The organism is Cognatundibacterium rivi, from assembly GCF_018139565.1.
In the GTDB taxonomy this organism is placed as follows: domain Bacteria; phylum Pseudomonadota; class Gammaproteobacteria; order Burkholderiales; family Burkholderiaceae_D; genus Undibacterium; species Undibacterium rivi.
Map to the genome: position 1 here is coordinate 621824 of NZ_JAGSPK010000002.1, position 25480 is coordinate 647303.

At 46.6% G+C, this 25480-nt stretch carries 26 protein-coding genes and 2 tRNA genes; 19 read left to right on the plus strand and 9 right to left on the minus strand.

The window, feature by feature from the left end; all coding sequences use genetic code 11:
* Nucleotides 1-2: 2 nt before the first annotated feature.
* From fliK to KDM87_RS07200, 3 genes are read left to right on the plus strand one after another with little or no spacing between them, the layout of a single operon-like run.
* Nucleotides 3-1166, plus strand: a complete 1164-nt coding sequence (gene fliK, locus KDM87_RS07190; protein WP_212678433.1) for a flagellar hook-length control protein FliK — start codon at nucleotides 3-5, stop codon at nucleotides 1164-1166.
* Entirely contained in the window at nucleotides 1153-1446 is a 294-nt protein-coding gene (locus tag KDM87_RS07195) for an EscU/YscU/HrcU family type III secretion system export apparatus switch protein (RefSeq protein WP_212678698.1), read from the plus strand. Before fliK ends, KDM87_RS07195 begins: the two co-directional genes overlap by 14 nt.
* Nucleotides 1447-1500: 54 nt before the next feature.
* Nucleotides 1501-2259 (plus strand): flagellar brake protein, encoded by a 759-nt coding sequence (locus KDM87_RS07200; protein ID WP_212678434.1) that lies wholly within the window; start codon nucleotides 1501-1503, stop codon nucleotides 2257-2259.
* A gap of 29 nt (nucleotides 2260-2288) precedes the next feature.
* Here KDM87_RS07200 and fliE read toward each other — a convergent pair whose 3' ends face one another.
* The gene (gene fliE, locus KDM87_RS07205) at nucleotides 2289-2717 is read right to left on the minus strand and encodes a flagellar hook-basal body complex protein FliE (protein WP_329604905.1); all 429 of its coding nucleotides are present in this window, start codon (nucleotides 2715-2717) and stop codon (nucleotides 2289-2291) included.
* Nucleotides 2718-2846: 129 nt separating this feature from the next.
* Between fliE and fliF the strand changes: the two genes are divergently transcribed.
* The 14 genes from fliF (at nucleotide 2847) to KDM87_RS07275 (ending at nucleotide 15476) form a co-directional block, all read left to right on the plus strand.
* The gene (gene fliF, locus KDM87_RS07210; RefSeq protein ID WP_212678435.1) at nucleotides 2847-4556 is read left to right on the plus strand and encodes a flagellar basal-body MS-ring/collar protein FliF; all 1710 of its coding nucleotides are present in this window, start codon (nucleotides 2847-2849) and stop codon (nucleotides 4554-4556) included.
* On the plus strand, nucleotides 4549-5544 hold the full coding sequence (gene fliG, locus KDM87_RS07215; protein WP_186883514.1) for a flagellar motor switch protein FliG: 996 nt from the start codon (nucleotides 4549-4551) through the stop codon (nucleotides 5542-5544). The genes fliF and fliG overlap by 8 nt, the downstream gene beginning before the upstream one ends.
* Nucleotides 5537-6226 (plus strand): flagellar assembly protein FliH, encoded by a 690-nt coding sequence (locus tag KDM87_RS07220; protein ID WP_212678436.1) that lies wholly within the window; start codon nucleotides 5537-5539, stop codon nucleotides 6224-6226. The genes fliG and KDM87_RS07220 overlap by 8 nt, the downstream gene beginning before the upstream one ends.
* A 5-nt stretch (nucleotides 6227-6231) precedes the next feature.
* Nucleotides 6232-7614: a flagellar protein export ATPase FliI gene (gene fliI, locus KDM87_RS07225; RefSeq protein ID WP_212678437.1), complete on the plus strand. Its 1383-nt coding sequence runs from the start codon at nucleotides 6232-6234 to the stop codon at nucleotides 7612-7614.
* Between the two features lie 32 nt (nucleotides 7615-7646).
* Complete coding sequence (fliJ, locus tag KDM87_RS07230; RefSeq protein WP_212678438.1) at nucleotides 7647-8090, plus strand: flagellar export protein FliJ; 444 nt, start codon at nucleotides 7647-7649, stop codon at nucleotides 8088-8090.
* Nucleotides 8091-8112: 22 nt separating this feature from the next.
* Nucleotides 8113-9450, plus strand: coding sequence for a flagellar hook-length control protein FliK (locus KDM87_RS07235; protein ID WP_212678439.1), 1338 nt, complete (start codon nucleotides 8113-8115; stop codon nucleotides 9448-9450).
* Nucleotides 9451-9668: 218 nt separating this feature from the next.
* Nucleotides 9669-10172 carry a flagellar basal body-associated protein FliL gene (gene fliL / locus KDM87_RS07240; protein ID WP_212678440.1) on the plus strand — a complete coding sequence of 168 codons (504 nt, stop codon included), beginning with the start codon at nucleotides 9669-9671 and terminating at the stop codon, nucleotides 10170-10172.
* A 4-nt stretch (nucleotides 10173-10176) separates the two neighbouring features.
* Entirely contained in the window at nucleotides 10177-11181 is a 1005-nt protein-coding gene (gene fliM, locus KDM87_RS07245; RefSeq protein ID WP_186883520.1) for a flagellar motor switch protein FliM, read from the plus strand.
* The gene (gene fliN, locus KDM87_RS07250) at nucleotides 11174-11611 is read left to right on the plus strand and encodes a flagellar motor switch protein FliN (RefSeq protein ID WP_186883521.1); all 438 of its coding nucleotides are present in this window, start codon (nucleotides 11174-11176) and stop codon (nucleotides 11609-11611) included. Before fliM ends, fliN begins: the two co-directional genes overlap by 8 nt.
* Complete coding sequence (gene fliO / locus KDM87_RS07255) at nucleotides 11611-12045, plus strand: flagellar biosynthetic protein FliO (RefSeq protein ID WP_212678441.1); 435 nt, start codon at nucleotides 11611-11613, stop codon at nucleotides 12043-12045. The genes fliN and fliO overlap by 1 nt, the downstream gene beginning before the upstream one ends.
* A 7-nt stretch (nucleotides 12046-12052) precedes the next feature.
* Entirely contained in the window at nucleotides 12053-12820 is a 768-nt protein-coding gene (fliP, locus tag KDM87_RS07260) for a flagellar type III secretion system pore protein FliP (RefSeq protein WP_212678442.1), read from the plus strand.
* 8 nt (nucleotides 12821-12828) lie between these two features.
* Nucleotides 12829-13098 carry a flagellar biosynthesis protein FliQ gene (gene fliQ, locus KDM87_RS07265; protein ID WP_186883524.1) on the plus strand — a complete coding sequence of 90 codons (270 nt, stop codon included), beginning with the start codon at nucleotides 12829-12831 and terminating at the stop codon, nucleotides 13096-13098.
* A 10-nt stretch (nucleotides 13099-13108) separates the two neighbouring features.
* Nucleotides 13109-13930, plus strand: a complete 822-nt coding sequence (gene fliR / locus KDM87_RS07270; protein WP_212678443.1) for a flagellar biosynthetic protein FliR — start codon at nucleotides 13109-13111, stop codon at nucleotides 13928-13930.
* Nucleotides 13931-13946: 16 nt separating this feature from the next.
* The gene (locus KDM87_RS07275) at nucleotides 13947-15476 is read left to right on the plus strand and encodes an NAD(P)H-hydrate dehydratase (RefSeq protein WP_212678444.1); all 1530 of its coding nucleotides are present in this window, start codon (nucleotides 13947-13949) and stop codon (nucleotides 15474-15476) included.
* Between the two features lies 1 nt (nucleotide 15477).
* On the opposite strand, the gene cysE is transcribed toward KDM87_RS07275, so the two are convergent.
* From cysE to rnr, 3 genes are all read right to left on the minus strand, one after another.
* Complete coding sequence (cysE, locus tag KDM87_RS07280) at nucleotides 15478-16218, minus strand: serine O-acetyltransferase (RefSeq protein WP_212678445.1); 741 nt, start codon at nucleotides 16216-16218, stop codon at nucleotides 15478-15480.
* Between the two features lie 95 nt (nucleotides 16219-16313).
* The gene (gene rlmB / locus KDM87_RS07285) at nucleotides 16314-17057 is read right to left on the minus strand and encodes a 23S rRNA (guanosine(2251)-2'-O)-methyltransferase RlmB (protein WP_212678446.1); all 744 of its coding nucleotides are present in this window, start codon (nucleotides 17055-17057) and stop codon (nucleotides 16314-16316) included.
* Between the two features lie 20 nt (nucleotides 17058-17077).
* Entirely contained in the window at nucleotides 17078-19555 is a 2478-nt protein-coding gene (gene rnr, locus KDM87_RS07290; RefSeq protein WP_212678447.1) for a ribonuclease R, read from the minus strand.
* 156 nt (nucleotides 19556-19711) lie between these two features.
* Here rnr and KDM87_RS07295 point away from each other — a divergent pair.
* A tRNA-Leu gene (locus KDM87_RS07295) sits at nucleotides 19712-19796 on the plus strand.
* A gap of 156 nt (nucleotides 19797-19952) precedes the next feature.
* Nucleotides 19953-20037 (plus strand) — tRNA-Leu (locus tag KDM87_RS07300).
* 126 nt (nucleotides 20038-20163) lie between these two features.
* Here KDM87_RS07300 and KDM87_RS07305 read toward each other — a convergent pair.
* The 5 genes from KDM87_RS07305 to hflK form a co-directional block, all read right to left on the minus strand.
* On the minus strand, nucleotides 20164-20706 hold the full coding sequence (locus KDM87_RS07305) for a phosphoribosyltransferase (protein ID WP_212678448.1): 543 nt from the start codon (nucleotides 20704-20706) through the stop codon (nucleotides 20164-20166).
* A 13-nt stretch (nucleotides 20707-20719) separates the two neighbouring features.
* Entirely contained in the window at nucleotides 20720-22033 is a 1314-nt protein-coding gene (locus KDM87_RS07310) for an adenylosuccinate synthase (protein WP_212678449.1), read from the minus strand.
* Between the two features lie 3 nt (nucleotides 22034-22036).
* Nucleotides 22037-23188: an ATP phosphoribosyltransferase regulatory subunit gene (locus tag KDM87_RS07315; protein WP_212678450.1), complete on the minus strand. Its 1152-nt coding sequence runs from the start codon at nucleotides 23186-23188 to the stop codon at nucleotides 22037-22039.
* Between the two features lie 115 nt (nucleotides 23189-23303).
* Nucleotides 23304-24206 carry a protease modulator HflC gene (hflC, locus tag KDM87_RS07320; RefSeq protein WP_212678451.1) on the minus strand — a complete coding sequence of 301 codons (903 nt, stop codon included), beginning with the start codon at nucleotides 24204-24206 and terminating at the stop codon, nucleotides 23304-23306.
* On the minus strand, nucleotides 24206-25462 hold the full coding sequence (gene hflK / locus KDM87_RS07325; RefSeq protein WP_212678452.1) for an FtsH protease activity modulator HflK: 1257 nt from the start codon (nucleotides 25460-25462) through the stop codon (nucleotides 24206-24208). The genes hflC and hflK overlap by 1 nt, the downstream gene beginning before the upstream one ends.
* Nucleotides 25463-25480 lie beyond the last annotated feature (18 nt).

Below are 25480 nucleotides of genomic sequence, written 5' to 3' on the forward strand. Positions count from 1 at the left end.
ATATGCCATACCGCCTCGATAATTCTATTACGACTGCCGATATCGAGGCGGCATCAGCGAGTTCAGGACTCCATTCGCTCAAGCAGGAAGTTGCCTCAAAACTTGCACAACTCGTTGTAGGTCAGCAACTCAAAGGGGAAGTCCTCAACCGACAAAAAGATGGAAGCTTTACTGTCCGGGTCGCTAATTTTAGCGTTCGCATGCAACTCCCGGAAGGCGTAAAGGAGGGAGACTCAGTTTCGTTGCGTTTAATTTCAACAGATCCGAAACCAACGTTTGCCTTAGAAAGCAAACCTCAAATCCCAGAAAGCTTCATTGCAGGGCAAACCTACACGCCCGGCAAAAAAACACTGAGTGATTTTTCATCCTCTCCCCAGGCAAGGCTGGAAGACACCAGCAAATTAGCGCAAATAAAAACACTTCCACAACCCACACCAACCCTCTCCTCCTTGGAGGCTGGCATCCAATCAGACAGCAGCGTTACTTTTTTAAGTACAGCCAGCAAACTGATTGGTACCATTCTGCAGCTTGAAGATACCAGTACAGAAAACAATAGTATTGTGGGGAAAACTGCAATACTGAACACACAATCCGACTTAAATGATATTCAAAAAACGGCTACATTATTAGAGAAAAAAATTAGCCAGAGCGGCCTTTTCTACGAATCCCACCTTGCGGAATGGGTAGATGGGAAAAAGAAGTTAAGTGATTTACGAACAGAGCCCCAAGCTGTACTTTCCACACTCAGTCAGAATATCGTCAGCGGGGAAAGCAATCTTATCTCTGGAAATAAAGAGTTAATTCAACTCATTCAGCAACAGTTGCGAACCTTGGAAAATCAAAGCCTGCATTGGCAAGGTGAGCTTTTCCCGGGGCAATACATGAAATGGGAAATCAAGAGAGATAAACCCTCTCCTCAAACCAGCGGACTTTCAACCGACGATAATAATTACTGGCAAAGTACCGTTAAGTTTGATTTACCCTCGCTGGGCACAGTTTCAGCAACGTTCAATTTTCGAGCAAATCATTTAAGCCTGAACATCAATGCAGAAAATGAAGATACGGTGAACGCCCTTAAAACTCATGCCGGGCAACTATCGTCCGCCCTGTCCTCTTTAGACACAACTCTGGATAGCCTGAGTGTCAGAAAAAATGACAGCAAATAAGCCCACAGATAAACACGCGGTCGCACTCGCTTACCATAGCGGGGATAGTGCCCCACGGGTTGTGGCCAAAGGCAAGGGAATAATTGCTGATGAGATAATCAGCAGGGCGAAAGAACACGGCGTTCACGTACATGAATCAAAAGAGCTGGTATCTTTATTGATGAAAGTCGATCTGGATGAAAACATTCCCCCTGTTCTATATATCGCTGTTGCAGAACTGCTCGCTTGGCTTTACCATATAGATAAAGAAAAGTCCGGGGTCGAGCCGGAGACACCCTGAACCGTAGCACCGCTACCTTCTCAAAATTTTGACAGATAAGAGCAAATAAAAAACATGCAATCCCCTCCTTCTCTCGGGACTGAAAACCAAAGTCCTTTTCAGGTCGACTCTCGCAGGGAAATTATTTCCTTATTACGCGGTCTGAAAGATAGTAACCAGCTCATCAGCATGTTGATTCACGATGGCGCGGAAGTATTTATCACATCCATTCTCGACGTTGACGATAATAATAATACGGTCATAGTTGACTGCGCCCCCGGCCAATTAGCCAATCAGAGAATAATTGAAGCGCACCGGGTTTCATTTGAAGGTTTGCTGGATAAAATCGGCATTCAGTTTTCCACAACAGGCGTCCATAGTACTGAATTTGAGAATCGTCCGGCTTTACAATTCAGCATCCCGTCAAACCTGATCCGGCTGCAACGACGTGAGTATTATCGAATCAACACTCCAGTCTCAACGCCGATTAAAGTAAGTTTTTCTGTTGAACTGAATGATAGTGTTGAGATTTTAAAATTATCTCTGGTCGATATCAGTTGTGGTGGTATTGCCGTGCTTGACGAGAGAAAAATCCTCGACTGCACTCCAGGAAAAATCTATGAGCATTGCAAACTGGATTTGCCGACAATCGGTCTGATCGATGTTGCACTGCAAATCAGAAATTCTCAAGATCTGGTTTTATTAAATGGAAAAACGAATCGTCGTATCGGCTGCCAGTTTTTCAATTTATCGAATTCAGTACTGACCAGCGTTCAACGCTACATCATGAAATTAGAAAGAGAGCGGAATTCCAAAATGACTGGAATCCGCTGAAATACCGATCACTTCAACTGTGCTTAAGATCAGATCTGCATATTCATGATGTCATGATATGCAGTGATCAATTTGTTTCTGACTTGCACAGTCGTCTGAAATGAAATGTTTGCTTTTTGCATTGAAATCATGACATCAGACAAACTGACTTTATCGTCTCCCAGGGCAAATTTCTCACCCAACTGCTGCGATGTCAGTTGAACTTTATTTACCTGATCTAATGATGCTTTCAGCGCATCTGCAAAGTCTATGCGTTTGGGCGCATCGCTTTCTTCGGTGCGATTGATTCCGCTACCCGCCTCCATTTTCGCAGCCGTCGCTTTTAACTGAGCAACCATTGCATCAATGCGACTGCTGTCAATGCCAGCCATTTTCATACATTCTCCATAGCCAATAAAGATTGATCTAGCATCTACCTTATCACCTAAAAAATTCTCCATTTCGATAAAAAGATGCACTAATTGACGCTTACTCTCCTGATTGAAATTCAGAATTCAGTGCAAAATCAGTAGTAAGGAAAAAACCAAAATGGCTTCGTAACATGATGCAAATACACTTTTTAATTTTCAATGCTGATCAGGTGATTTATGGCAACCGCTGAAAATATGATCATGGCTCCTGATGAGCTTGTGGAACCCAAAAAAATATTTGGGATTCCGCAAACACCAGGCATCCGTACAGCGATGCTTTCAGCGGGTGCAGCACTGATACTGGCGATAATGGCTGGGATCTGGCTGTGGGGGCAGCAACCTGAGTACAAAGTGCTGTTTTCAAACTTTAACGACAGAGATGGCGGCGCCATCGTTGCATCCTTGCAGCAAATGAACATTCCGTATAAATATTCGGAAACTGGCAGTGCGATTCTCGTACCTGCGAGCCAGGTACATGATGCTCGCCTGAAACTCGCGTCGCAAGGATTGCCCAAAGGTGGCAATGTCGGTTTTGAATTAATGGAAAATCAAAAGCTCGGAATTTCCCAGTTTCTCGAACAAGTCAATTTCCAACGCGCACTTGAAGGTGAATTAGCACGATCAATTCAGGCGGTATCAGCCGTGCAGTCAGCAAGGGTGCATCTCGCCATTCCGAAGTCCTCCGTTTTTATACGTGATCAACAAAAACCGACAGCATCAGTATTGCTAAATTTATATCCAAGCCGGATTCTCGATCAACAACAAGTCAGTGCTATTCTGCATCTGGTCGCCAGCAGCGTTCCTGAGCTGTCAACTAAAAACGTATCGATTGTGGATCAAAACGGCAATTTGCTTTCCGATATGAATAAACAAGCTGGAAGCAACAATTTAGATCCATCCCAGCTTAAATACGTACAGGAATTTCAACAAAATATTGTCAAACGCATCGAATCTATTATTTCTCCGATAGTTGGCGCTAATAACGTTCGTGCCGAAGCAACTGCGGATATCGATTTCTCAAAAACTGAACAAGCGGCGGAAAGTTATCGCCCGAATTCTCCACCCGAGGCATCCACAATACGTAGCCAGCAATCCAGCGAAAGCTACAATAAAAACAATAATGCGTCCGGCATTCCTGGCTCACTGACCAATCAACCACCAGTGCCCGTAACAGCACCGATTGTGGCCAGTGGCACTGCGACATCTGCTTCAGCATCAAACGCCGGGCTTGTACAAAAAGACTCGACCATCAACTATGAAGTTGATAAAACTATCCGCTACACACAACAGGGAATGGGTGGCGTAAAACGATTGTCCGTCGCCGTTGTTGTGAATTACAAGAACGAGACAGATAAATCCGGAAAGATTACGACCAGACCGCTGACGGATATTGAGAAAACACAGATTACCGATCTGGCACGCGAAGCGATGGGATTTAATAAAGACCGTGGTGATACTCTGAATGTTGTTAATAGCCCATTTGCCGGTCCGGAAAAAGAAACTATAGTGGACGTACCATTCTGGAAACAACCAGAAACAATCCAATTAGCGAAAGAACTGGGAAAATACTTATTAATCGCCGCAGTTTTAGCCTATTTATTCTTTGGCTATCTGAAGCCCATGTTGTACAAAATTATGGGTAAAGACGTCGCCGAAGAAAAAGCTAAAAAAGAAGCTGAAGAAGCGGAAAAACTCACCGCAGCTGAAAAAGAATTACAGCAGGAGGAAGACGATGATACGTATGTCAATCTCTCCAGTGAAGAAGAAGTACTAGCCGCAAAGCAAGGAAACAGTTATGAGTTAACCTTGGACATGGCTAAAGAATTAGCAAAAAATGACCCGAGAATTGTTGCTAACGTAATCAAGACATGGATTAACAATGAGTGATGATGGAGTACAAAAAGCAGCAACCTTCATGCTTGCACTTGGTGAAGACGGTGCCGCAGAAGTAATGAAATTTCTGGGCCCACGTGAGGTGCAGAAAATTGGCGCTGCTATGGCGACAATAGGTGCGATACCCCACGAGCGCATAGCGAAGGTTCTCGATGAGTTTAAGGCGGCCGCAGATCTCAGCTCATCTGTCGGTTTAGACTCTGACGAATATATCCGCAATGTCCTCACCAAAGCACTGGGCGACGACAAGGCATCGTCTTTATTGAATCGTATCCTGGGTGGAAAAGACGCCAGCGGCATTGAAAGTCTGAAATGGATGGACTCAGCATCAGTTGCCGACCTGATTAAAAATGAACACCCGCAGATCGTCGCAACGATTTTAGTTCACCTGGAAAGCGATCAGGCGTGTGAAATTTTAAATAATTTCTCTGAACGTTTACGAAATGATGTTGTTTTGCGCATCGCTACGCTCGACGGTATTCAGCCAGCCGCACTCAGAGAGTTGAATGACGTTCTAACTAAACTACTGACAGGCAATGAAAGCCTGAAGAAAAAATCAATCGGCGGGGTCAGAGCCGCGGCAGAAATATTGAACTTCATGAGCGGTGAAAACGAAGCGTCTGTTATGGATAATCTGCGCAAATATGATGGTGACATGGCAGAAAAAATCATGGACGAGATGTTTGTTTTTGACAATATCATGGAAATTGATGACAAGGGTATTCAGTTGTTGCTACGCGAAGTGCAATCCGATTCACTGATCATCGCGCTCAAAGGCGCTAATCAGGATATGCGGGAAAAAATATTTAAAAATATGTCTCAGCGTGCAGCTGAAATGATGCGCGAAGATCTGGAGTCCAAAGGACCAGTCCGGCTATCTGAGGTGGAAGCACAGCAAAAACAAATTCTGCTCGTTGTGCGTCGACTCGCGGATGAAGGCCAGATCATGTTAGGCGCGAAAGGCGAAGACTCTTATGTCTAGTGTCTTACGAAAAGACGACGTTTCGGCTTACCAACGATGGGAAATGGCATCATTTGGTGAAACGCGCCCTCATCATATTCCAGAGCCCAAACACGAACCCGAGCCAACCAGATTCGTTCCGACTCTGTCGGAACATGAACTGGAAGAAATACGTGAAAAAGCAAGACAGGAAGGCTATGCCGTTGGCTATCAGGAAGCTTATGAGCGCGGCCTGATCGAAGGCCAAGAGGCAGGACAACACGTGGCGACGGAAAATATGCAGCCAGACCTTCAAAGCATGCGTGACTTGTCAGAAAAATTTTCAATGGAATTAGGCGAGGTAGGAAAAACGACAGGCAAAGACTTACTTGATCTGGCGATCAGCCTGGCATCAACAATTTTAAAGACACGGATAGAACTGGATGAAAATATCATTCTCCCTATCGTTGAGGATGCCATCGCGCAGTTACCATCAGTACAAAAAAATGCAAGCATCAGTTTAAATCCTGTCGATGCAAGCATCGTTAAGAATAATCTTGGCGACACGCTGATCGCCAACGGCTGGCGTATTGTCCCCGATCAACAACTATCTCGCGGAGACTGCAAGATTGAGACATCGCAAAATCTTATCGACTCCAATCTTGAGGCTCGCTGGGAACGCTTAACCGCCATGATGCGAAAAAAAGCATCAGATTCTGAGTAAAGCCCATGGAAAGTGCATTCACAGATCAATGGAAATCTATTCTGACTGGCAGTAAAGATCTGCTGGTCGGAAATGATGCCGTTCAACCCGCTGGCAGAGTGACTAAGGTCACAGGCTTAGTCATGGAAGCCGTCGGTTTGCGCTTGCCGGTAGGGAGTGCCTGCTCTATACATTTAGCGGGCGGTGCGAAAATCGACGCAGAAGTTGTAGGTTTCGATGGAGACCGGCTTTTCCTGATGCCTCATAGCGACCTTGAGGGTGTTACTCCCGGTGCTCCTGTTTTTGCCGAAGAGTCACGACAAACATCCAGCCACCCACTCAGAAGACCAAGCGACAGAAGCCGCCAACTACCTGTCGGTTACCAGCTATTAGGACGTGTCCTGGATGGCAATGGACGTCCACTGGATACACTTGGCCCCCTGAAAACGACGGAATCTGCGCCACTTGCAGCGCGGATTTACAACCCTCTGGAACGGGCACCGATTGTCGACACGCTTGATGTTGGCGTTCGCGCAATCAACAGCATGCTCAGCGTCGGAAGAGGACAACGTCTTGGCTTGTTTGCCGGTTCGGGTGTTGGTAAAAGTGTGCTGCTCGGAATGATGGCGCGGTTTACTACCGCAGACATTATCGTCGTCGGATTGATTGGTGAACGGGGGCGCGAGGTAAAAGAATTTATTGAACAGATTCTTGGCGCAGAGGGTCTGGCAAGGTCCGCAGTCGTAGCAGCGCCAGCAGATGCTCCGCCACTATTGCGTTTGCAAGGAGCTGCGTACGCAACAACAATCGCGGAATATTTCCGGGATCAAGGACACAGCGTTCTACTGATCATGGACTCATTAACACGATACGCGATGGCGCAACGTGAAATCGCTCTGGCGATCGGTGAACCGCCAGCGACCAAGGGCTACCCTCCTTCAGTGTTCGCAAAATTACCTGTGCTTGTCGAACGCGCCGGCAATGGCAAAGAAGGCGGCGGTTCGATCACTGCGTTTTACACAGTACTGACTGAGGGCGATGATCAACAAGACCCTATCGCAGACTCTGCGCGTGCAATTCTTGATGGTCATATAGTCCTGAATCGTACATTAGCTGAGAGCGGCCATTACCCAGCCATTGATATCGAACAATCCATCAGCCGGGCGATGCACAGCATCACGACTCCGGAACATCAGCAACTTGCGAGGAAGTTGAAACAACTATACTCAAGATACGAGCGCAGCAGAGATTTGATCAGCGTTGGTGCTTATGCGCCGGGCTCGGATCCGTTGCTTGACGAAGCGATTCGGCTGCATCCGAGAATCATCGCTTTTTTACAGCAAGATATTACCCAGAAATGCAGCATATCAGAGAGCTTGGAGGGACTTCGGGCTCTATTCCAAGGATAGATAATTTTAGTTAGCTCTATACTTAGGTACAGATGGCGAAGAGATCACCAATAAACACTTTAATTGAAATTGCGGATCGGGAAACCGATGACGCAGCAAAACGCTTGGGACAAGCTATTCGTTATCACGAAGAAACGCAAAGTAAGCTGAATTTATTAATCCAGTATCGAGATGATTACGACAGTAAATTCAAGACCGCCGCCGCCGCTGGTATCAGTGCCAGCCAATACGGAAATTTCCTGGGTTTTTTAGCCAAACTGGACAGTGCCGTTGAAGGTCAAAAAGAAGTGATACGAAATGCAGAATCAAAAGTTCAGGCAGCGAAACTTGATTGGCAAGGGAATGAAAAGAAACGGCTGTCATATAACACCCTCGATCACCGGGTGAAAATGGTGCAGCAAAAAAAGGAAGCCAAATCGGATCAGAAACAAACCGACGATTTTGCTGCACGAGCGTATTTTTATAAATCAGAGTAGCAACTTAATAACGGCAACAGCTATGCAAACACTCAATATTGTCAGCTCACTCAACAATCAGACCAGTGCGGCGAAAACGAGCAAGAGCAATCCAGTGGTGAATGCTGATAACTCTTTTAATAAGCTGCTCAAGAAAGAAATAAGTGGAAATAAGGCGACGTCAGCGCCACCCCCTAGGGAAACCAACGGCAAATTGCCCACAAAAAATGTCGAGCCACCGAAGCAAGACGTTGCAACGCCGTCTGAAGAATTGCATGACACTAGTACTGCTGCGCTGAAGAAAAGCGAAGATACTGAAAAAGAAGACAATCAAACTGAAAAAAAAGAAACGGATGACGGCGATCATCAGTTAATACAATTATTTAACACCTTAAATGATATTTCTAAGTTGGTACCAACAAAATCTGGTGACGATGCCGCGATAAAAACCGACACCGGCGTCATTTCGGATGCGTCAAACAGCGGCCTGTCACTAAAGCCGTTGAACGAAAAAAATCTCCCCTCTTCTGAGGCAATATCAAAAGAAACAGCCTTTGACGCCATCGTTAGCAATACCCTTTCAACACGACTGGATACAACTGCCCCAGATCTGACAGTCGAAACTCCAGTGACAGATACATCCCAGATTGTTAAAGGCAAAGGGATAGGTTCTGACACATCAGGATCATTTGCAGATCACCTGGAACTTAAATCAGAAAAAGGTGAGCCACTCAAGTTGCAAACAAGTGCCCAACAGGATATATCGCCCAAAACAAATGTCTCTGCCGATAAACTAGAACGATCTATTGACCAGCTTGCGTTAAGGTTACGAAAAGATGAAGCGACGAACCCGGCCGGCGTCCAACAAACGCCGCCGCAACAACAGCTTAACGCTACGCAGAATGCGACGCTCACCGGTGCCGTTTCTGCTAATCAGATATCGCCTCCACTGAATTCCTCGGCGTGGGATAAAGCGGTGGGGCAAAAAGTAATCTGGATGGTTGGCTCTAGCATGCAATCGGCCGAGTTAACTCTGAACCCACCTGATCTGGGGCCATTACAAATCGTATTGAATGTCACAAACGATCAGGCAAACGCAACTTTTATCTCCGCACATCCTGATGTCAGGGAGGCACTGGAGGCTTCTCTGCCTAAATTGCGTCAGATGATGGATGATGCCGGAGTCCAATTATCAGGTTTCTCAGTCAACGCAGAAGCATCCAATCAGGGGCAGCAAGGTCGCGAATTCAGACAAACAAATCCTTCCACCTCAATTTCCAGAAATGGTGGGAGCGAAAGCGTTATCAGCAACCAAGCTATATCCGACGTCAAAACGACCAAAATAATCTCCCGCATTGGAGCTGTCGATACGTTTGCTTAGTGCTTAGTTGAAAAACTTGTCTCTCAAACAGGTAGAATAAAAGAAATACAGCATTTAACTGGGAATAATGCGTTTCTTCATGTATCGATCGCATTATTATTTTTTCAGAATTGAAAAGATGAGTGGTATTTATCCGTCTTTTCTCCTGTTATTCGGTGCTTTATTTCGAAGATAATATAAGAAATAGCGGAAAAATACCGCTGCTTGAGAGGAAAAATATGGCGAAGAAACCTGCTAATGCAGCTCCCGAAACCGGCGAAGCTGCTCCAGCAAAATCAAAGAAAAAATTAATTATTATCATTGCGGCCGCGGTCCTTGTTCTCGGTGGCGTCGGCGGTGGTGCAGCCTTCTTTTTATCGAAAAAATCTGCGTCAAAAGAAAAAGAGCACAAAGCAGAACCAGCAAAAGCTCCAGTTTTTCTGCCATTGGACGATTTTACGGTGAACCTACAATCGGACAGTGGCGATAAATATTTACAAATCGCGATGACGCTTCAGGTTGAAGGTGAAGATCAGTCATCCCTGATCAAAGCAAATATGCCCCAGGTACGCAGTCGCCTGCTTTTACTATTGTCGAGCAAAGATGCCAATGACGTCCTCTCTACTGAGGGTAAAGATAAACTGGTAGACGAAATCATTGAAAAAGTTAATCAACCTTTTACTGCGAAAGGTGAACCGCAAAAAGTAACGGGCGTTTTCTTTACTAAATTTGTAGTTCAATAGCACTATGTCAGATAATTTCCTCTCCCAGGAAGAAGTCGATGCTCTGTTAAAAGGCGTCACGGGAGATCAAGATGACTCTCAGTCTCAAGAAGACACGTCGGGTGTACGGCCCTATAACCTTGCGACGCAAGAGCGCATTGTTCGTGGCCGTATGCCGACGCTGGAAATTATCAACGAAAGATTTGCACGTCTTTTACGCATAGGATTATTTAATTTTTTGCGCCGTAGCGCAGAGGTATCCGTCGGTACCGTCAGAGTTTCCAAATACAGTGAATTCATCCGTAATCTGGTTGTACCGACCAATCTGAATCTGGTGCACATGAAACCACTCAGGGGAACTTCGTTGGTGGTGCTCGACCCTGGCCTGGTGTTTCTTTTGGTCGACAATTTATTCGGTGGTGACGGTCGCTTCCACACTCGAGTTGAAGGACGTGATTTCACGCAGACTGAGCAAAGAATTATTCAACGCATTCTGGAAATTATTTTTGAAACCTACGCAAAATCGTGGGAGCCAGTCTATCCAGTTGAGTTCGAATATATTCGTTCTGAAATGAATACCCAGTTTGCCAATATTGCGACACCAAACGAGGTAGTGGTATCGACAACCTTTACCATAGAATTGGGGCCAGTCAGCGGTGAAATGCATATTTGCATGCCCTACTCCACGATTGAACCTATCAGGGATATTCTGACGAGTAGCCTGCAAGGTGAAACTCTGGAAGTGGACAAGCGCTGGGTTCGCCTGATGACGCAGCAAATTCAGATTGCGGAAGTGGAAATAGTTGCTGACTTAGGCACAACCCGTGTCACACTAGGCGACATTCTGAATATGAAAACTGGAGACATCATTCCTTTAAATATCCCGGAGGTGATCTCTGCCAAGGTTGATGGCACCCCGGTAATGGAATGCAAATACGGTGTATTCAATGGACAATATGCATTACGCGTGGAAAAGCTGATCAGTTCCAGCGTACAAGAAGTAGCAGCACAAGGAGAGAACCATGGATGAAAATACAGATAGCCCGATCAGCGAAGACGATTGGGGTGCAGCAATTGCAGAGCAGGAAAAGGCCGATGCCGCCGCGGCAGCTGCGGCAGCAAGCCAAAAATCCGAACCACCGGCAAATCCTGCGATATTTAAAGAATTCAGCGCAAAAGGAAGTTCGACTGAAACACACAACGATATTGACTTCATTCTCGATATCCCTGTGCAGCTGACGGTTGAATTGGGAAGAACCAAGATCGCGATTAAAAATTTGCTGCAACTGGCGCAGGGCTCCGTCGTGGAACTTGATGGTCTGGCAGGTGAGCCAATGGATGTACTGGTGAACGGCTGCCTGATCGCTCAAGGCGAAGTTGTGGTTGTTAATGATAAATTTGGTATTCGTCTGACTGACATCGTGACCCCAGCAGAACGAATTCGCAAACTGAATAAATAATGAAACCTCACAGCAAATTCTTATTGTTATTTTTGCTGGCTGTGTCTGAACATGCCCTCGCCACAGATGCTGCCTCGCTGACGCCAGGAGCAGGCTTGTTGCAAATCACCCTGGCTCTGCTTTTTGTTCTCGGTTTAATGTTTTTCGCTGCCTGGGCTTTTAAGCGGATTGGCCCGGTAACCTCCGCAAACAAGATTCCAATGAAGATTCTGGGTGGTCTGAATGTAGGAAATCGTGAACGAGTGATGGTGATTGAGGTCGGAGATCAATGGCTGGTACTCGGTGTCACCGTCTCCAATATCACTAATTTGGCGACACTCCCAAAACAGGAATCCTTATTGCAAGTGACACCGGCAAATCACAGCTCTTTTCAGGATTGGTTGCAACGAACAATCGAAAAACGTGTGGCTACGCCAACTGATACAAATACGTAAATTCCGCATGAAAATCCTGCGCACTTCACTTTTTTATTGCTGTCAGATTATCGTTCTGATTTCGCTCATATTCCCAGATATCGCTCTGGCTCAGTCTAACGGCGCTTTACAGGCAATTACGAGCACTCCTGCTCCGGGCGGTGGGCAAAATTACTCCCTGAGCATACAAACACTTTTGTTCCTGACTGCGCTCAGCTTTATCCCTGCAGCGCTGCTGATGATGACGAGTTTTACGCGCATCATCATCGTCTTGTCCTTACTGCGCCAGGCATTGGGAACACAGTCTGCACCGCCTAATCAGGTCATGGTAGGACTATCTTTGTTTTTAACTTTATTTGTGATGGGGCCGGTGCTCGACAAAATCTATGCGGAAGCCTATACACCTTTTGCGGAAAACAAAATTTCCATGATGGAAGCAATGGATAAGGGAGCGGCACCTCTCAAGCAATTCATGATGAAACAAACCCGCCAGGCCGATCTAGCGTTATATGTCAAATTATCGAATACCCCTCAATTGCAAGGCCCTGAAGAAGTATCTTTGCGGGTATTGATTCCAGCTTTCATTACCAGTGAATTGAAAACAGCATTCCAAATCAGCTTTGCTATTTTCATTCCATTTCTGATTATTGATATGGTCGTCGCCAGTGTCCTGATGTCTATGGGTATGATGATGGTGTCGCCTTCCATCGTGTCATTACCGTTCAAACTTATGCTGTTTGTTTTAGTGGATGGCTGGCAGTTAATCATAGGCTCTCTGGCGCAAAGCTTTTACTAAGGAAGAATATGACTCCCGATAGCGTAATGATGCTTGGCAGACAGGCAATTGAAGTAACTTTACTCGTTTCAGCTCCAATGCTGCTGGTGGCATTGGTCATCGGCCTGTTAGTCAGTATCTTTCAAGCGGCAACCCAGATTAATGAAACCACGCTTTCTTTTATTCCGAAACTGGTCGGAATATTCGTCACATTAATTATTGCCGGCCCGTGGATGTTAACCATACTGACTGATTATATGAGACAAGCATTCACCAGCATTGCAACGATGGCTGGGTAGTATCGCAGCTATGCTTTCCGTTGGCAGCAATGAGTTAATCAGCCTCATCACATCGTTCATCTGGCCTCTGACAAGAATTCTGGGGATGATTGCCATCACCCCTCCTTTTGGCAATAACACGGTTCCGGTACAAATTAAGATTGCACTGGGAGTCATGATTGCCCTCATTGTCGCGCCAACGATTCCTGTACACCCTGACGTTGATCCAGTCTCACTGACGGGGATGGTGATCCTCGCTCAGCAACTTGTTATCGGTTTAGGCATGGGGTTCGTTATACGTATCGTTTTTGCCGCTGTCGAAGTTGCTGGTGAGGTATCTGGTTTAACAATGGGTCTGGGTTTCGCCACTTTTTTTGATCCGTTGAGTCAGGGGCGCTCTTCTGCCATTGCGCAATTTCTGGTGTTGCTGACAACCTTGATTTTCCTGACATCGAATGCGCATCTTGCACTGCTCAGCTCATTGATTGAAAGCTTCAAAACGATCCCCATAACGACAACGCTACAGAGCGGATTTAATGTCCATAAACTGGTTATCTGGGGTGAGCAGATTTTTATCACCGGACTCCGCCTGGCATTGCCAATTGTTGCAGCACTATTGGTGATTAACGTTGCTCTGGGGATACTGACCCGCGCTGCCCCTCAGCTCAATTTGTTTGGTATCGGCTTTCCAATTACGATAGCTGTCGGGTTCCTGATGGTGGGTTTGATATTGCCTTACCTACTGCTGCCGATTGAAAACTTATTTCAACATGGCTTAGAAACAATACAATCCTTAGGCGCCCCAGCAGCATCAACTTCAACGCCACAATTGCAACCTCCCTCCAGTAAATAATGTGACGGATAAACCAATGCCTGACTACTTAACACTTTTTTCCTCAAAACAAATCAGGCAACTGGAAACTCTGGCAAAAAAACAAAATCCGGGAACATCGCTGATGCAAAAAGCGGGCAAAGCTGCAGCTCATTTTGCCATGTCGTTATTAGGGAAAGTCAGTGCACCGATCCTGATCGTAGCTGGCCCGGGTAATAATGGTGGCGACGCGTGTGAAACTGCCACCAATTTGGCAGAAAACGGATTCAGTGTCAGCCTCTTACTTTGTGCAACTCCCGAGAAATATTCACCTGAAGCTCAGTCTTGCTTCGAGCACGCTGTTGCCAAGAATGTGCAAATTATTACGTCGGCAGATTTTCTGACGATACAGGAAACCGATTGGAGCCTGATTATTGATGGACTATTCGGTATTGGACTGACCCGGGAAATCACCGGCATCTATGCCGATATCGTCGTCAAACTCAACACAATATCCAGCGAAAAAAATATTCCCGTATTGGCTCTCGATACTCCCAGCGGATTAAACACAGATACCGGCATCGTAATCGGTGAGTACAAAATCGCGCTCCGGGCAAACCATACGCTGACCTTTATCGGCAACAAACCGGGATTACACACTGCCGATGGTAAGGACTACGCGGGCAGTGTCGTGATTGGTAATTTAGATATTCCTGAGCACCTCTATCCAATAAGCAAATGCCTTTTAAATTGTCCGGAAAGTTTCGAATTCGTTGTGCCAGACCGCAGGCAGAATAGTCATAAAGGAAGCTACGGTGAGGTTAGCATTATCGGCGGAGCCGACGGCATGTCAGGTGCTGGGATACTCGCGGCACGAAGCGCATTGTTTGCAGGTGCTGGTAAGGTTTTTATCGGATTCGTCCATTCCACGATAAGTTACGATGCACCCTATCCGGAAATCATGTGCAGGAATGCAAACGACATTCAGTATGCGACGGGGGTTATTGTTGCGGGTCCCGGTATGGGAAACTCTCAAACAGCCAAAGAGATTCTGCATAGAATATTAGATTCAGATGCACCATTGGTGCTTGATGCAGATGCACTCAATTTAATCGCATCGGATGTTGAACTGCAAATCAAACTCAGCAACAAAATAACAGCAAAGATTCTGACACCGCATCCATTGGAAGCAGCGCGGCTGCTAGGAGTAAGCACGAAAGAAATTCAAAGCAACCGCTTATCAGCAGCGAACCAGTTATCCACTAAATTCAACGCGATCGTGATACTGAAAGGCGCTGGCAGCGTCATCGGTCACCCTGATGGCTCGATACGCATCAACACAAGTGGCAATCCAGGACTTGCGACTGGCGGCACTGGCGACGTCCTGGCTGGCCTTTGCGGTGCTTTGTTAGCGCAAGGATACGATTATTTTCATACAGCTCAACTGGCAACGTGGCTACATGGCAATGCCGCCGACACTCTGGTTAACAAGAGGGTCGGGCCTATCGGCATATGTGCGAGCGAATTGCCGGTTGAAATCAGAGCGGGACTCAACTCATTGGTACGATCGTACCGTAGCCAGGTATAAATTACTCAACCAGGCTATTTATTTGTTCTGGATTTAATTTTTCTGTCGCCTGCTCACAAACAATCCCAGCGCAAGAAATCGCAGCAGTCAATTTTTCAATTTGCTCTTGCTGCGATACAGCGTGATCAATCAACTTATGTAATACCTTTGATACAGGATCATCACTGCTCTGCGTAACACCATACGCTGAAAACAGACTGTCACCAACTGGGTCTGTCGCACTGGGTTCTTTTTTGACGATATGCGCAGGATTACCGACTGCAGTTGCACCCGCAGGAACCGGTTTCAGCACAACAGAGTTAGAACCAATTTTCGCGCCAGCACCTATGGTAAAGCTCCCTAACACCTTCGCACCAGCACCGACAATAACACCAGGCTCGAGAGTAGGATGCCGCTTTGCGCCACGCGATAGAGATGTTCCACCTAAAGTGACACCTTGATAAATCGTGCAGTCATCACCGACCTCTGCAGTTTCACCAATAACAACACCAAAACCATGATCGATAAATACTCTACGGCCGATTGTTGAACCCGGATGAATTTCGATACCGGTAATCACGCGGGCGATATAAGAAATAAAACGCCCCAACCACTTCAGTCCGCGAACCCAGCACCAGTTTGCCCAGCGATGCATAACGATCGCCTGAAACCCCGGGTAGCATGTCATTACCTCCCACGCATTCCGGGCGGCCGGATCTTTCTTAATAATGCTGGCAATATCTTCACGAAAATGGCTGAACATGTGGAAGTGCAAAAAATAGACGGACTAGGATAGTAGCTTATTCAGAAAAAGTGCGCCGAAGCGCACTGAAATATCGTTAAAGATCAATTTTCGTTTTAAACAGCTTTGATTAAGCGTTGGCGTCTCGCCTCGTACAAACAAACACCTGAAGCCACTGACACATTCAAGCTCTCAACCGAACCGAACATGGGCACGCTAACAAGAACGTCGCAGGTTTCTCTGGTCAACCTGCGTATCCCCTCACCTTCAGAGCCCATCACCAGCGCACTGCCGCCGGTAAAATTCACGTCATAAATCGTTTGATCGACATCATCAGATGTCCCCACCAGCAAAATATCCCGCTCTTTCAACTCTCTCAATGTGCGTGCGAGGTTGGTAACCGTGATATACGGCACAGTTTCAGCCGCACCACTGGCAACTTTTGCCGCTGTCGCATTCAATCCTACGGCCCGGTCTTTGGGTGCAATAACAGCATGCGCACCAACGCCATCGGCAACCCGCAAACAGGCGCCAAGATTATGCGGATCAGTAATGCCGTCCAGCACCAACAACAATGGTGGACCATCAATCGCATCCAATAACTCATCAAGATTGCGCGCCAGAGATAGCTCCCCTGCTTTCGCGACGACACCTTGATGGCGACGGGTGCCAACGATGTTCGATAAGCGTTGATCATCCGCAGGAATAACCCGGATACCTGCAGATTTTGCCGCATGCAAGAGTTCCTGCATACGCCGGTCACTACGCCCGGAATCAACATAAATCTCTTCCACCGACGACGCTTCGTGACGAATACGGGAAGTCACCGCGTGGAAACCAAAAATCATTTTACTTTTCATATTGCTCTTTACTCATTAACTTAACGTCTTCTTTTCGCTGCTTTTCCTGCAGACTTACCATTTGATGGCACTTTACTTTTACTCGAGGCCGGAGATTTTTTGGATGATTTAGAAGAACGAGCCCCTGAAGACGCACGCTCCAATTCCATAGACTCATTGACTGCCCCTCGTCTTACGCCTGACGCTCCCTTCCCCACAGGCGCGGAAGACGACGAAGCGCTTCTTTTTGCCTTATCCGATCCGGAACCGCGGCTAACGGCAGCATTAGCGGCAACATTTTGAACCAGGCTCAAGTCAATTTTACGTGCGTCAAGATCTACGCGACTAACCTGCACTTTGACCTTATCGGTCAGTTGGTAACGCTTTCCAGTGCGTTCGCCACGCAGCTCATGTCTGGCTTCATCAAACTGGAAATAATCAGCACCAAGCTCGGTGATATGAACCAGGCCCTCAATAAAGATATCGTCTAACTGAACAAAAATACCGAACTGCGTAACCCCGGTAATCGTTCCGATAAATTCTTCGCCCAGCTTATTTTTTATAAAGTAGCACTTCAACCATGCTTCAACATCTCTGGATGCTTCATCAGCACGGCGTTCATTTGCAGAACAATGAGTCCCCAAAGCGTCCCAGATCGTGAGATCTTTCTCCGGCTTCTTTTTACCCGCTGCTTTATCCGCAACCTGCTGCTTACGCGCAGCATTTGAAATCGTCGTATTTAACAAGCTCAGATTGATGCCCTTGGGCTCATAAACCTTTCCTTGTAAAACCGCTTTGATCGCTCTGTGTGTCAGCAAATCAGGATAACGTCGGATAGGACTGGTGAAATGCGCATAGGCCTCGTAGGACAAACCAAAATGACCTATATTGTCTGGGCTATAAACCGCTTGCTGCATAGAGCGCAGTAGCATGGTCTGCAACAACTGTGCGTCCGGACGTCCTTTTACCTTTTCCATCAAGGCAGCATAATCAGATGCCGACGGGCTATCTCCACCGCCAAGAAATAAGCCAACTTGTTTCAGAAAATTTCTGACTTGCGTTAACTTCTCTTTAGTCGGGCCGGCATGAATGCGGTACGTGCCAGGATGCTTGTAGGTTTCGAGTAAATTCGCAGCACATACATTGGCAGCCAACATACATTCTTCGATCAACTTGTGTGCGTCATTTCTTGTGCGAGGAACGATTCTCTCTATCTTACCCGCAGCATTACAGATGATGTACGTTTCTGTAGTTTCAAAATCAATCGCGCCGCGCGCTTGACGGGCTTTCAATAATGACTGAAAAACTGCGTACAAATTGCTCAGGTGCGGCACCAGCGACATACGCTTGGCAGCCGCTGTTCCTTTCGTATTTCCAAGAATCTCAGCCACTTCAGTGTAAGTAAAACGCGCAGCCGAATGAATTACCGCGGGATAAAACTGATAGGCCTTAATATCGCCATCTTGTGTTATCACCATATCGCAAACCAAGGTCAAACGATCTACGTCCGGATTCAGTGAGCACAGACCGTTAGACAGTTTTTCCGGCAGCATGGGAATAACGCGACGAGGGAAATAAACGGATGTACTACGCAACAACGCATCCTCATCCAGCGCGTCATTCGGCGTTACATAGTGGCTGACGTCAGCAATAGCGACAATCAGGCGATGTCCATTGCTACGCCCGATCTTTACGGGCTCACAGTAAACCGCGTCATCAAAATCTCGGGCATCTTCACCATCAATCGTGACCAAAGGAATATCGCGCAGGTCTACCCTGTTTTCTAAATCCTTAGCCAACACCTCAGACGGCAATTTTGACGCCATTTTTTTTGCTGCGTCCGAAAACTCGTGAGGAACACCAAATTTTCTGACGGCAATTTCTATTTCCATTCCGGGGTCGTCAATATCTCCCAGAATCTCAACAATTTTGCCAACCGCTTGCGCATAGCGAGTTGGCTGCTCAGTCAACTCTATACTGACAACCTGTCCGGCTTTCGCTTTGCCGGGAGAGCCCGCAAGTAAAATATCCTGGCTATAACGCTTGTCTTCCGGCGCGACAATCCAGACGCCATTTTCGTTTAATAAACGTCCGATGACATGTGTATTTGCACGTTCCAGTATTTCAACAATGCTGCCTTCAAGACGCCCACGTCTATCAGTACCTGTGACTCTTGCCGTCACACGATCGCCATGTAGTACCTTCTGCATTTCCCGTTCAGGCAAGAACAAATCTTCACTGCCATCCTCGGGAATCAAGAAGCCGTAGCCATCCCGATGACTGCTGACCTTCCCCGAAATAAAATTATCCTGATTCGCCAGCACGAAATGTCCAGACTTATCTGATGTAATCTGACCGTCGCGTTCCATCGCGTTTAATCGTCGCGTCATACCATCAAGCTCCTCGGTTTTTACGCCTAACTTGGCTGCAATAGCATTCGCCGTCAGCTTTACTTTAGTTGTACGCAGAACACCTAAAATATCTTCGCGACTCGGAATTGTGTATAAATGCTTATTCAAATGTTGTGAATTTCTCTAAAAGTTAAATCTTGCCCCGAATATACAAGACATCGTTACAGTTTACCGGAGCGCACGTTATTTAGCTAACTATTCTAATCTGATCAGGCTCACGTCTTGACATAATACCGAAACAATCTATAATAAGTGCCTTCTGTCGCCCACGTGGCGGAATTGGTAGACGCGCATGGTTCAGGTCCATGTGCCGCAAGGTGTGGGGGTTCGAGTCCCTCCGTGGGCACCAAATTATTGAAAGCCCGTTGATTTTATCAACGGGCTTTTTCTATTTCACAATTCCAAAACTCGCTCATCTCACATCCCCCTCGAAAAAAGTAATTCAAATTTACGACTAAAAGCGTAGCAAATTAATCCTGATTACTCTATAATTACGCCTTCTGTCGCCCACGTGGCGGAATTGGTAGACGCGCATGGTTCAGGTCCATGTGCCGCAAGGTGTGGGGGTTCGAGTCCCTCCGTGGGCACCAAGTTATTGAAAGCCCGTTGATTTTATCAACGGGCTTTTTTCTTGCTCAAAATAAATCTTCAAACTAAGTGCAGCAATCAAGCAAATAAAAACGGGAGTAACTGACTCCCGTTTTTATTTCACACAATTAAGCCGTCTCGCCTTTTTTCAGCCAGGCATTTAACTGATGTGGCCGGATACTGTCGTACTCTTCAAATGGTTGATGAATCCATGGATTTGTCGCCAGATAGTCAAGGTGAAAATCAGGCGCAACAGAAGAACAGGCTTTGTACCAGATCACCGCAGACTTCACATCCGTTACCGCTGGGAAATTTTCACGCAAGTGATGCAAAACGCGCTCAAGCGTCACACCGGAATCAACCAGATCGTCGACAACCAAAACACGGCCTTGTAAAGTTCCCTTGGTCATCGAAATGTATTTGCCTATATCCAGAGAACCCTGAACAGTACCGGCATCCTCACGATAAGAGCTTGTCGAAAGAATTGCCAAAGGAACGTCGAAAATTCGGGAAAAAATATCGCCTGGTCGCAAACCTCCGCGGGCAAGGCACAAGACCTGGTCAAACTTCCAGCCAGATTCATGCACTTTAAGCGCCAACTGCTCAATTGAACGATGGTAAGCATCCCAAGAAACCCACAGATCCTTATCCGTAGAAGCAGGTGTATTCATTTTTATTTTTCCTTTAAATAAACGGATGGCGCAAGACGATAGTCTCCTCACGGTCGGGACCGGTCGAGACCATATCAACTGGCACTCCGACGAGAGCCTCTATGCGCTTGATGTAATTGCGAGCATTTTCGGGCAAAGCTTCCATACTCTTCGCACCTACAGTTGATTCAGACCAACCAGGCATTTCCTCGTAGATGGCCTCGCACATCGCCGCCTCTTCCGCACCAACCGGGAAAATATCAACAATTTTTCCACCCAGTTTATAACCCGTACAAAGCTTCAAAGTTTCCACACCATCCAACACATCAAGCTTGGTCAAACACATGCCGGAAACGCCGTTAATTTGAACAGATCGTTTCAACAGTGCCGCATCAAACCAACCACAACGACGCGCACGCCCAGTTACTGTGCCAAACTCATGCCCAACACTTGCCAGATGCTTACCAACACCCTGATCCGTCGGTAATTCGGAAGGGAATGGACCAGAGCCAACACGTGTCGTATACGCCTTAGTGATTCCAAGAATGTAATGCAGCATATTGGGGCCAACGCCCGTACCTGCCGCAGCATTGCCTGCCACGCAATTACTTGAAGTCACGAAAGGATAAGTGCCATGATCAACATCCAGCAAGCTGCCCTGCGCGCCCTCAAACAGGAGGCTTGCGCCAGCTTTATGCGCTGCATACAAAGCACTGGAAACATCAGTAACCATAGGGCGAATACGCGGTACTAAAGCCAACGTATCATCCAAAGTCTTTTGATAATCAACCGCTGGCGCCTTGAGATAATTCGTTAACACGAAGTTGTGATAATCCAGATTTTCCTTCAACTTCTCAGCAAAACGTTCTGCATTTAATAAATCTGCAACACGAATTGCGCGGCGTGCAACCTTATCCTCGTACGCAGGGCCAATGCCTTTGCCCGTCGTGCCAATTTTGGCAGCGCCACGAGCGGCCTCACGAGCAGCATCCAACGCGGCATGGTAAGGCAGAATGACTGGGCACGCCTCGGAGATCTTGAGCCGGGAAACAACCTCTACGCCGTTTGCCTGCATTTTATCAATCTCGCGCAACAGATCCGGAACAGATAAAACTACACCATTACCGATATAACAAGCGGTACCCTCGCGCATAATTCCAGAAGGAATTAATTGCAAAGCAGTCTTTTGTCCGCCGATCACTAGCGTATGACCTGCGTTGTGACCACCTTGGAAGCGAACCACACCTTGGGCATGATCCGTTAGCCAGTCAACAATCTTTCCTTTACCCTCGTCGCCCCACTGGGTACCAATGACAACGACATTTTTTGCAATTTTATTGTTTGACATTACTCAACCTACATTTTGAAGAATCCATTGTTCACCATCGAATACGACCACGCGATTGCAGTCAAATTCATCTTGTTCATTCTCATGCCCAGGGAGATTTTGAATCACCACCTCCCCCTCACTACGTAACGCTGCAATTTTTGACAACAAACCTGCGTCACGACTCCAGGGGGCACGGATCGCCCCTTTTCTCTCGGCCACAGGCATCAGACGCGCCAATTCGCGTAAATCCAAAGAAAAACCTGTTGCAGGCCTGGATCGACCAAAAGCCTCACCCACGTGATCGTAACGCCCACCACGTGCAACCGCATTTGGCAAACCTGGAACGAACGCACTGAACATAACGCCACTGTGGTAGTGGTACCCCCGCAGATCTGCCAGATCTATCGTTACCTTGTCGTTGCCAACCAGATTAGCAAGATACTCAAGCTCAGATAAGGCAGACATAACACCACCCAGATTAGGCAGCTCTTTCCTTGCCCGACCAATGACAGACACGTCACCATACAAAGTCGGCAAGACCTGCAAAGCGCGCCTGACCTCGGGAGAAAAGCCTTCGCTGACATTTTTTATACTCGGAATGTCTTTGGACTCTAGCAAAGAAAACAAAATATTCTCTTGTTGCTTCGCAAGTGGATCTGTTTCGAGTATTGCACGCAACACACCCACGTGACACAAATCCAGGCGCACTTGCTCAATGCCAGCCAGCCTTAGACACGCAATCACCAGTTCCTGAATTTCTGCATCCGCCTCGAGTCCTGCATGTCCGTAAATTTCAGCACCGATCTGAATCGGCTCACGCGTTGCATGCAAACCTGAAGGTTTCGTGTGCAAGACATTACCAGCGTAGCACAGACGAGTCACAGAACTCCGGTTCAAAAGATGGGCATCAATACGTGCGACCTGAGTAGTCATGTCTGCACGCACACCCATCGTGCGACCTGACATCTGATCAACCAGCTTGAAAGTACGTAAATTCATATCCTGACCAGCACCAGTCAAGAGTGATTCGATGTATTCCAGCAAAGGAGGCATCACTAATTCATAACCATACAAACGGAAATGATCTAGAAAAACACGACGCAAGTCTTCAATCTTGCGAGCCTCAGAGGGCAAGACATCAGCAATATTTTCAGGTAAGAGCCAATTCGGCATGAAAAACAATCAAAAATTAAGAAAACGAGAGAATGAACTATATTGCGCTCATCCGGCAAACAGCGACCTGCGCCAAAGCTGGCGTAGATCGCTGTTTGATCAAAATATATAAGTATTACTTAGATTTTGCTGCGGAGCCACCATTAACAGAACTGCCGGGAGCTTTAAAATATTTGAAAAATTCAGAACTAGGATCAACGACAACAACGTCACTCTTAGTTTTGAAGCTGGCGCGGTAAGCCTCCAGACTTCTGTAGAATTTATAAAACTCAGGATTTTGCCCAAATGCCTGCGCATAAATTCGCGACGCCTCTGCGTCACCTTCACCGCGCATTTTCTCAGCTTCACGGTAAGCCTCAGCGAGTATCACAACCCTCTGACGGTCTGCATCAGCCCTGATTTTTTCAGATTCAGCCGAACCAGTAGAACGAAGTTCATTCGCAACACGCAAACGTTCTGACTTCATGCGGTCATAAACAGAATTATTAATCTGCTCAACATAATCAACCCGCTTCAAACGAACATCGATAATATCGACACCAATTTGCTTCGCTTCTTCAGTCACTTTGCTTTTAATCGCCTCCATTACTTTGCCGCGCTCGCCTGAAATCACTTCGCGCACAGTCCGTTTTGTAATTTCGTCGTTCAGTGCCGCTTTTACTATCTGGGACAGGCGATCTTTTGCCCTGCGCTCATCACCGCTGAAGCTCACGTAATATAACTTCGGTTCGGTAATTTGCCACTTAACATAGGAATCGACAAGAATGTTTTTCTTTTCTGCCGTAATGAAGCGATCCGCCTCAGCTGAATCAATCGTCAGAATTCGCTTATCAAGCAACAAAACATTTTGGAATGGTGGTGGCAATTTGAAATGCAAGCCAGGTTCGCTAATGACCGACTTAACTTCCCCAAATGCGAACACAATTGCATGCGACTTCTGATCGACAATAAAAATTGTCGAATAAGCGACTAAAAGTGCCGCAATTACAGCCAAAAAAAACGAAATCAGCTTATTCATCAGCGCACCTCTCTGTCGCGTGAATCACGAGTATCTCTGGCACGCCCATCTTTACTGTAACGCATCTCCACAGATGGAATTTGTTCTGCAGTCGTTGGAGCAACAGGCTGTACAACAGCGGGTTTAACGCTATTTGCTTCCTGTGAAATCATTTTATCAATCGGCAGATAAATCATGTTATTGCTTTGTTTTGTATCCATCAAAACTTTACTCGTACTGGTAAAGATCTGCTGCATTGTTTCCAGATACATCCTATCCCTCGTGACTGCTGGTGCCTTCTGATACTCACTCAGCACCTGCTTAAAACGAGAGGCATTCCCCTCAGCATTCGCCACAATTCGCGACTTATAGCCTTCCGCCTCTTGCAAGGTACGGGATGCTTCACCCCGAGCTTTTGGAATCACGTCATTTGCATAGGCCTGGCCTTCATTTTTTTGCCGCTCTTTGTCCTGCCCAGCTTTCACTGCATCATCGAATGCTGCCTGCACCTGTTCCGGTGGCTGAACGCCTTGCATTGTGATATTCGCGATCTGAACACCAGCCTTATAACGGGTCAGTATTTGCTGCATCAGCGCACCAACATCCATCGCAACTTTTTCCCGCCCCTCATAAAGGACAAAATCCATCTTGCTTTTACCAACAATTTCTCGAATCGCAGTTTCCGCGACCTGGCGAATCATCTCATCCTGATCCCGATTGTTATAAAGCCACTCAGCCGCGCTTTTTAATTTGTACTGAACTGCAAACTGAATGTCGACAATATTCTCGTCATCAGTCAGCATTAAAGATTCATGCGCCTGCTTATTTTTCACATTTGAACGATAGCCAACTTCGATAGTGCGAACCTGTGACACATTCACAATTTCATGATTCTGAATCGGATAAGGCCAACGCCAATTCATACCTGCGCCATTCACGTGACTATACTTCCCAAAGGTGGTAACAACAGCATTCTGCCCTTCCTGGACAATAAAAATACCGCTCACCAGCCAGACAAAAATGAAGACAAAAGCAATCGCACCGATGCCAAAGCGAGTAGTGGATGAATCAGGATTAAACCCACCACCATCACCTCCACCGTTTTTTTGCCCTAAGAAACGAGATAAACGCTGATTCAAATCTTTCCAGACCTGATCGAGGTCAGGCGGGGTTTCGGGAGACTTCTTGCCATCCTGACTATTTTTTGATCCACGTCCCCACTGAGGATCATTCAGCGATAACGTAACACCAATTTTTTTTAGAAATGAACCAATCATTCTTTAGATATCCAATGA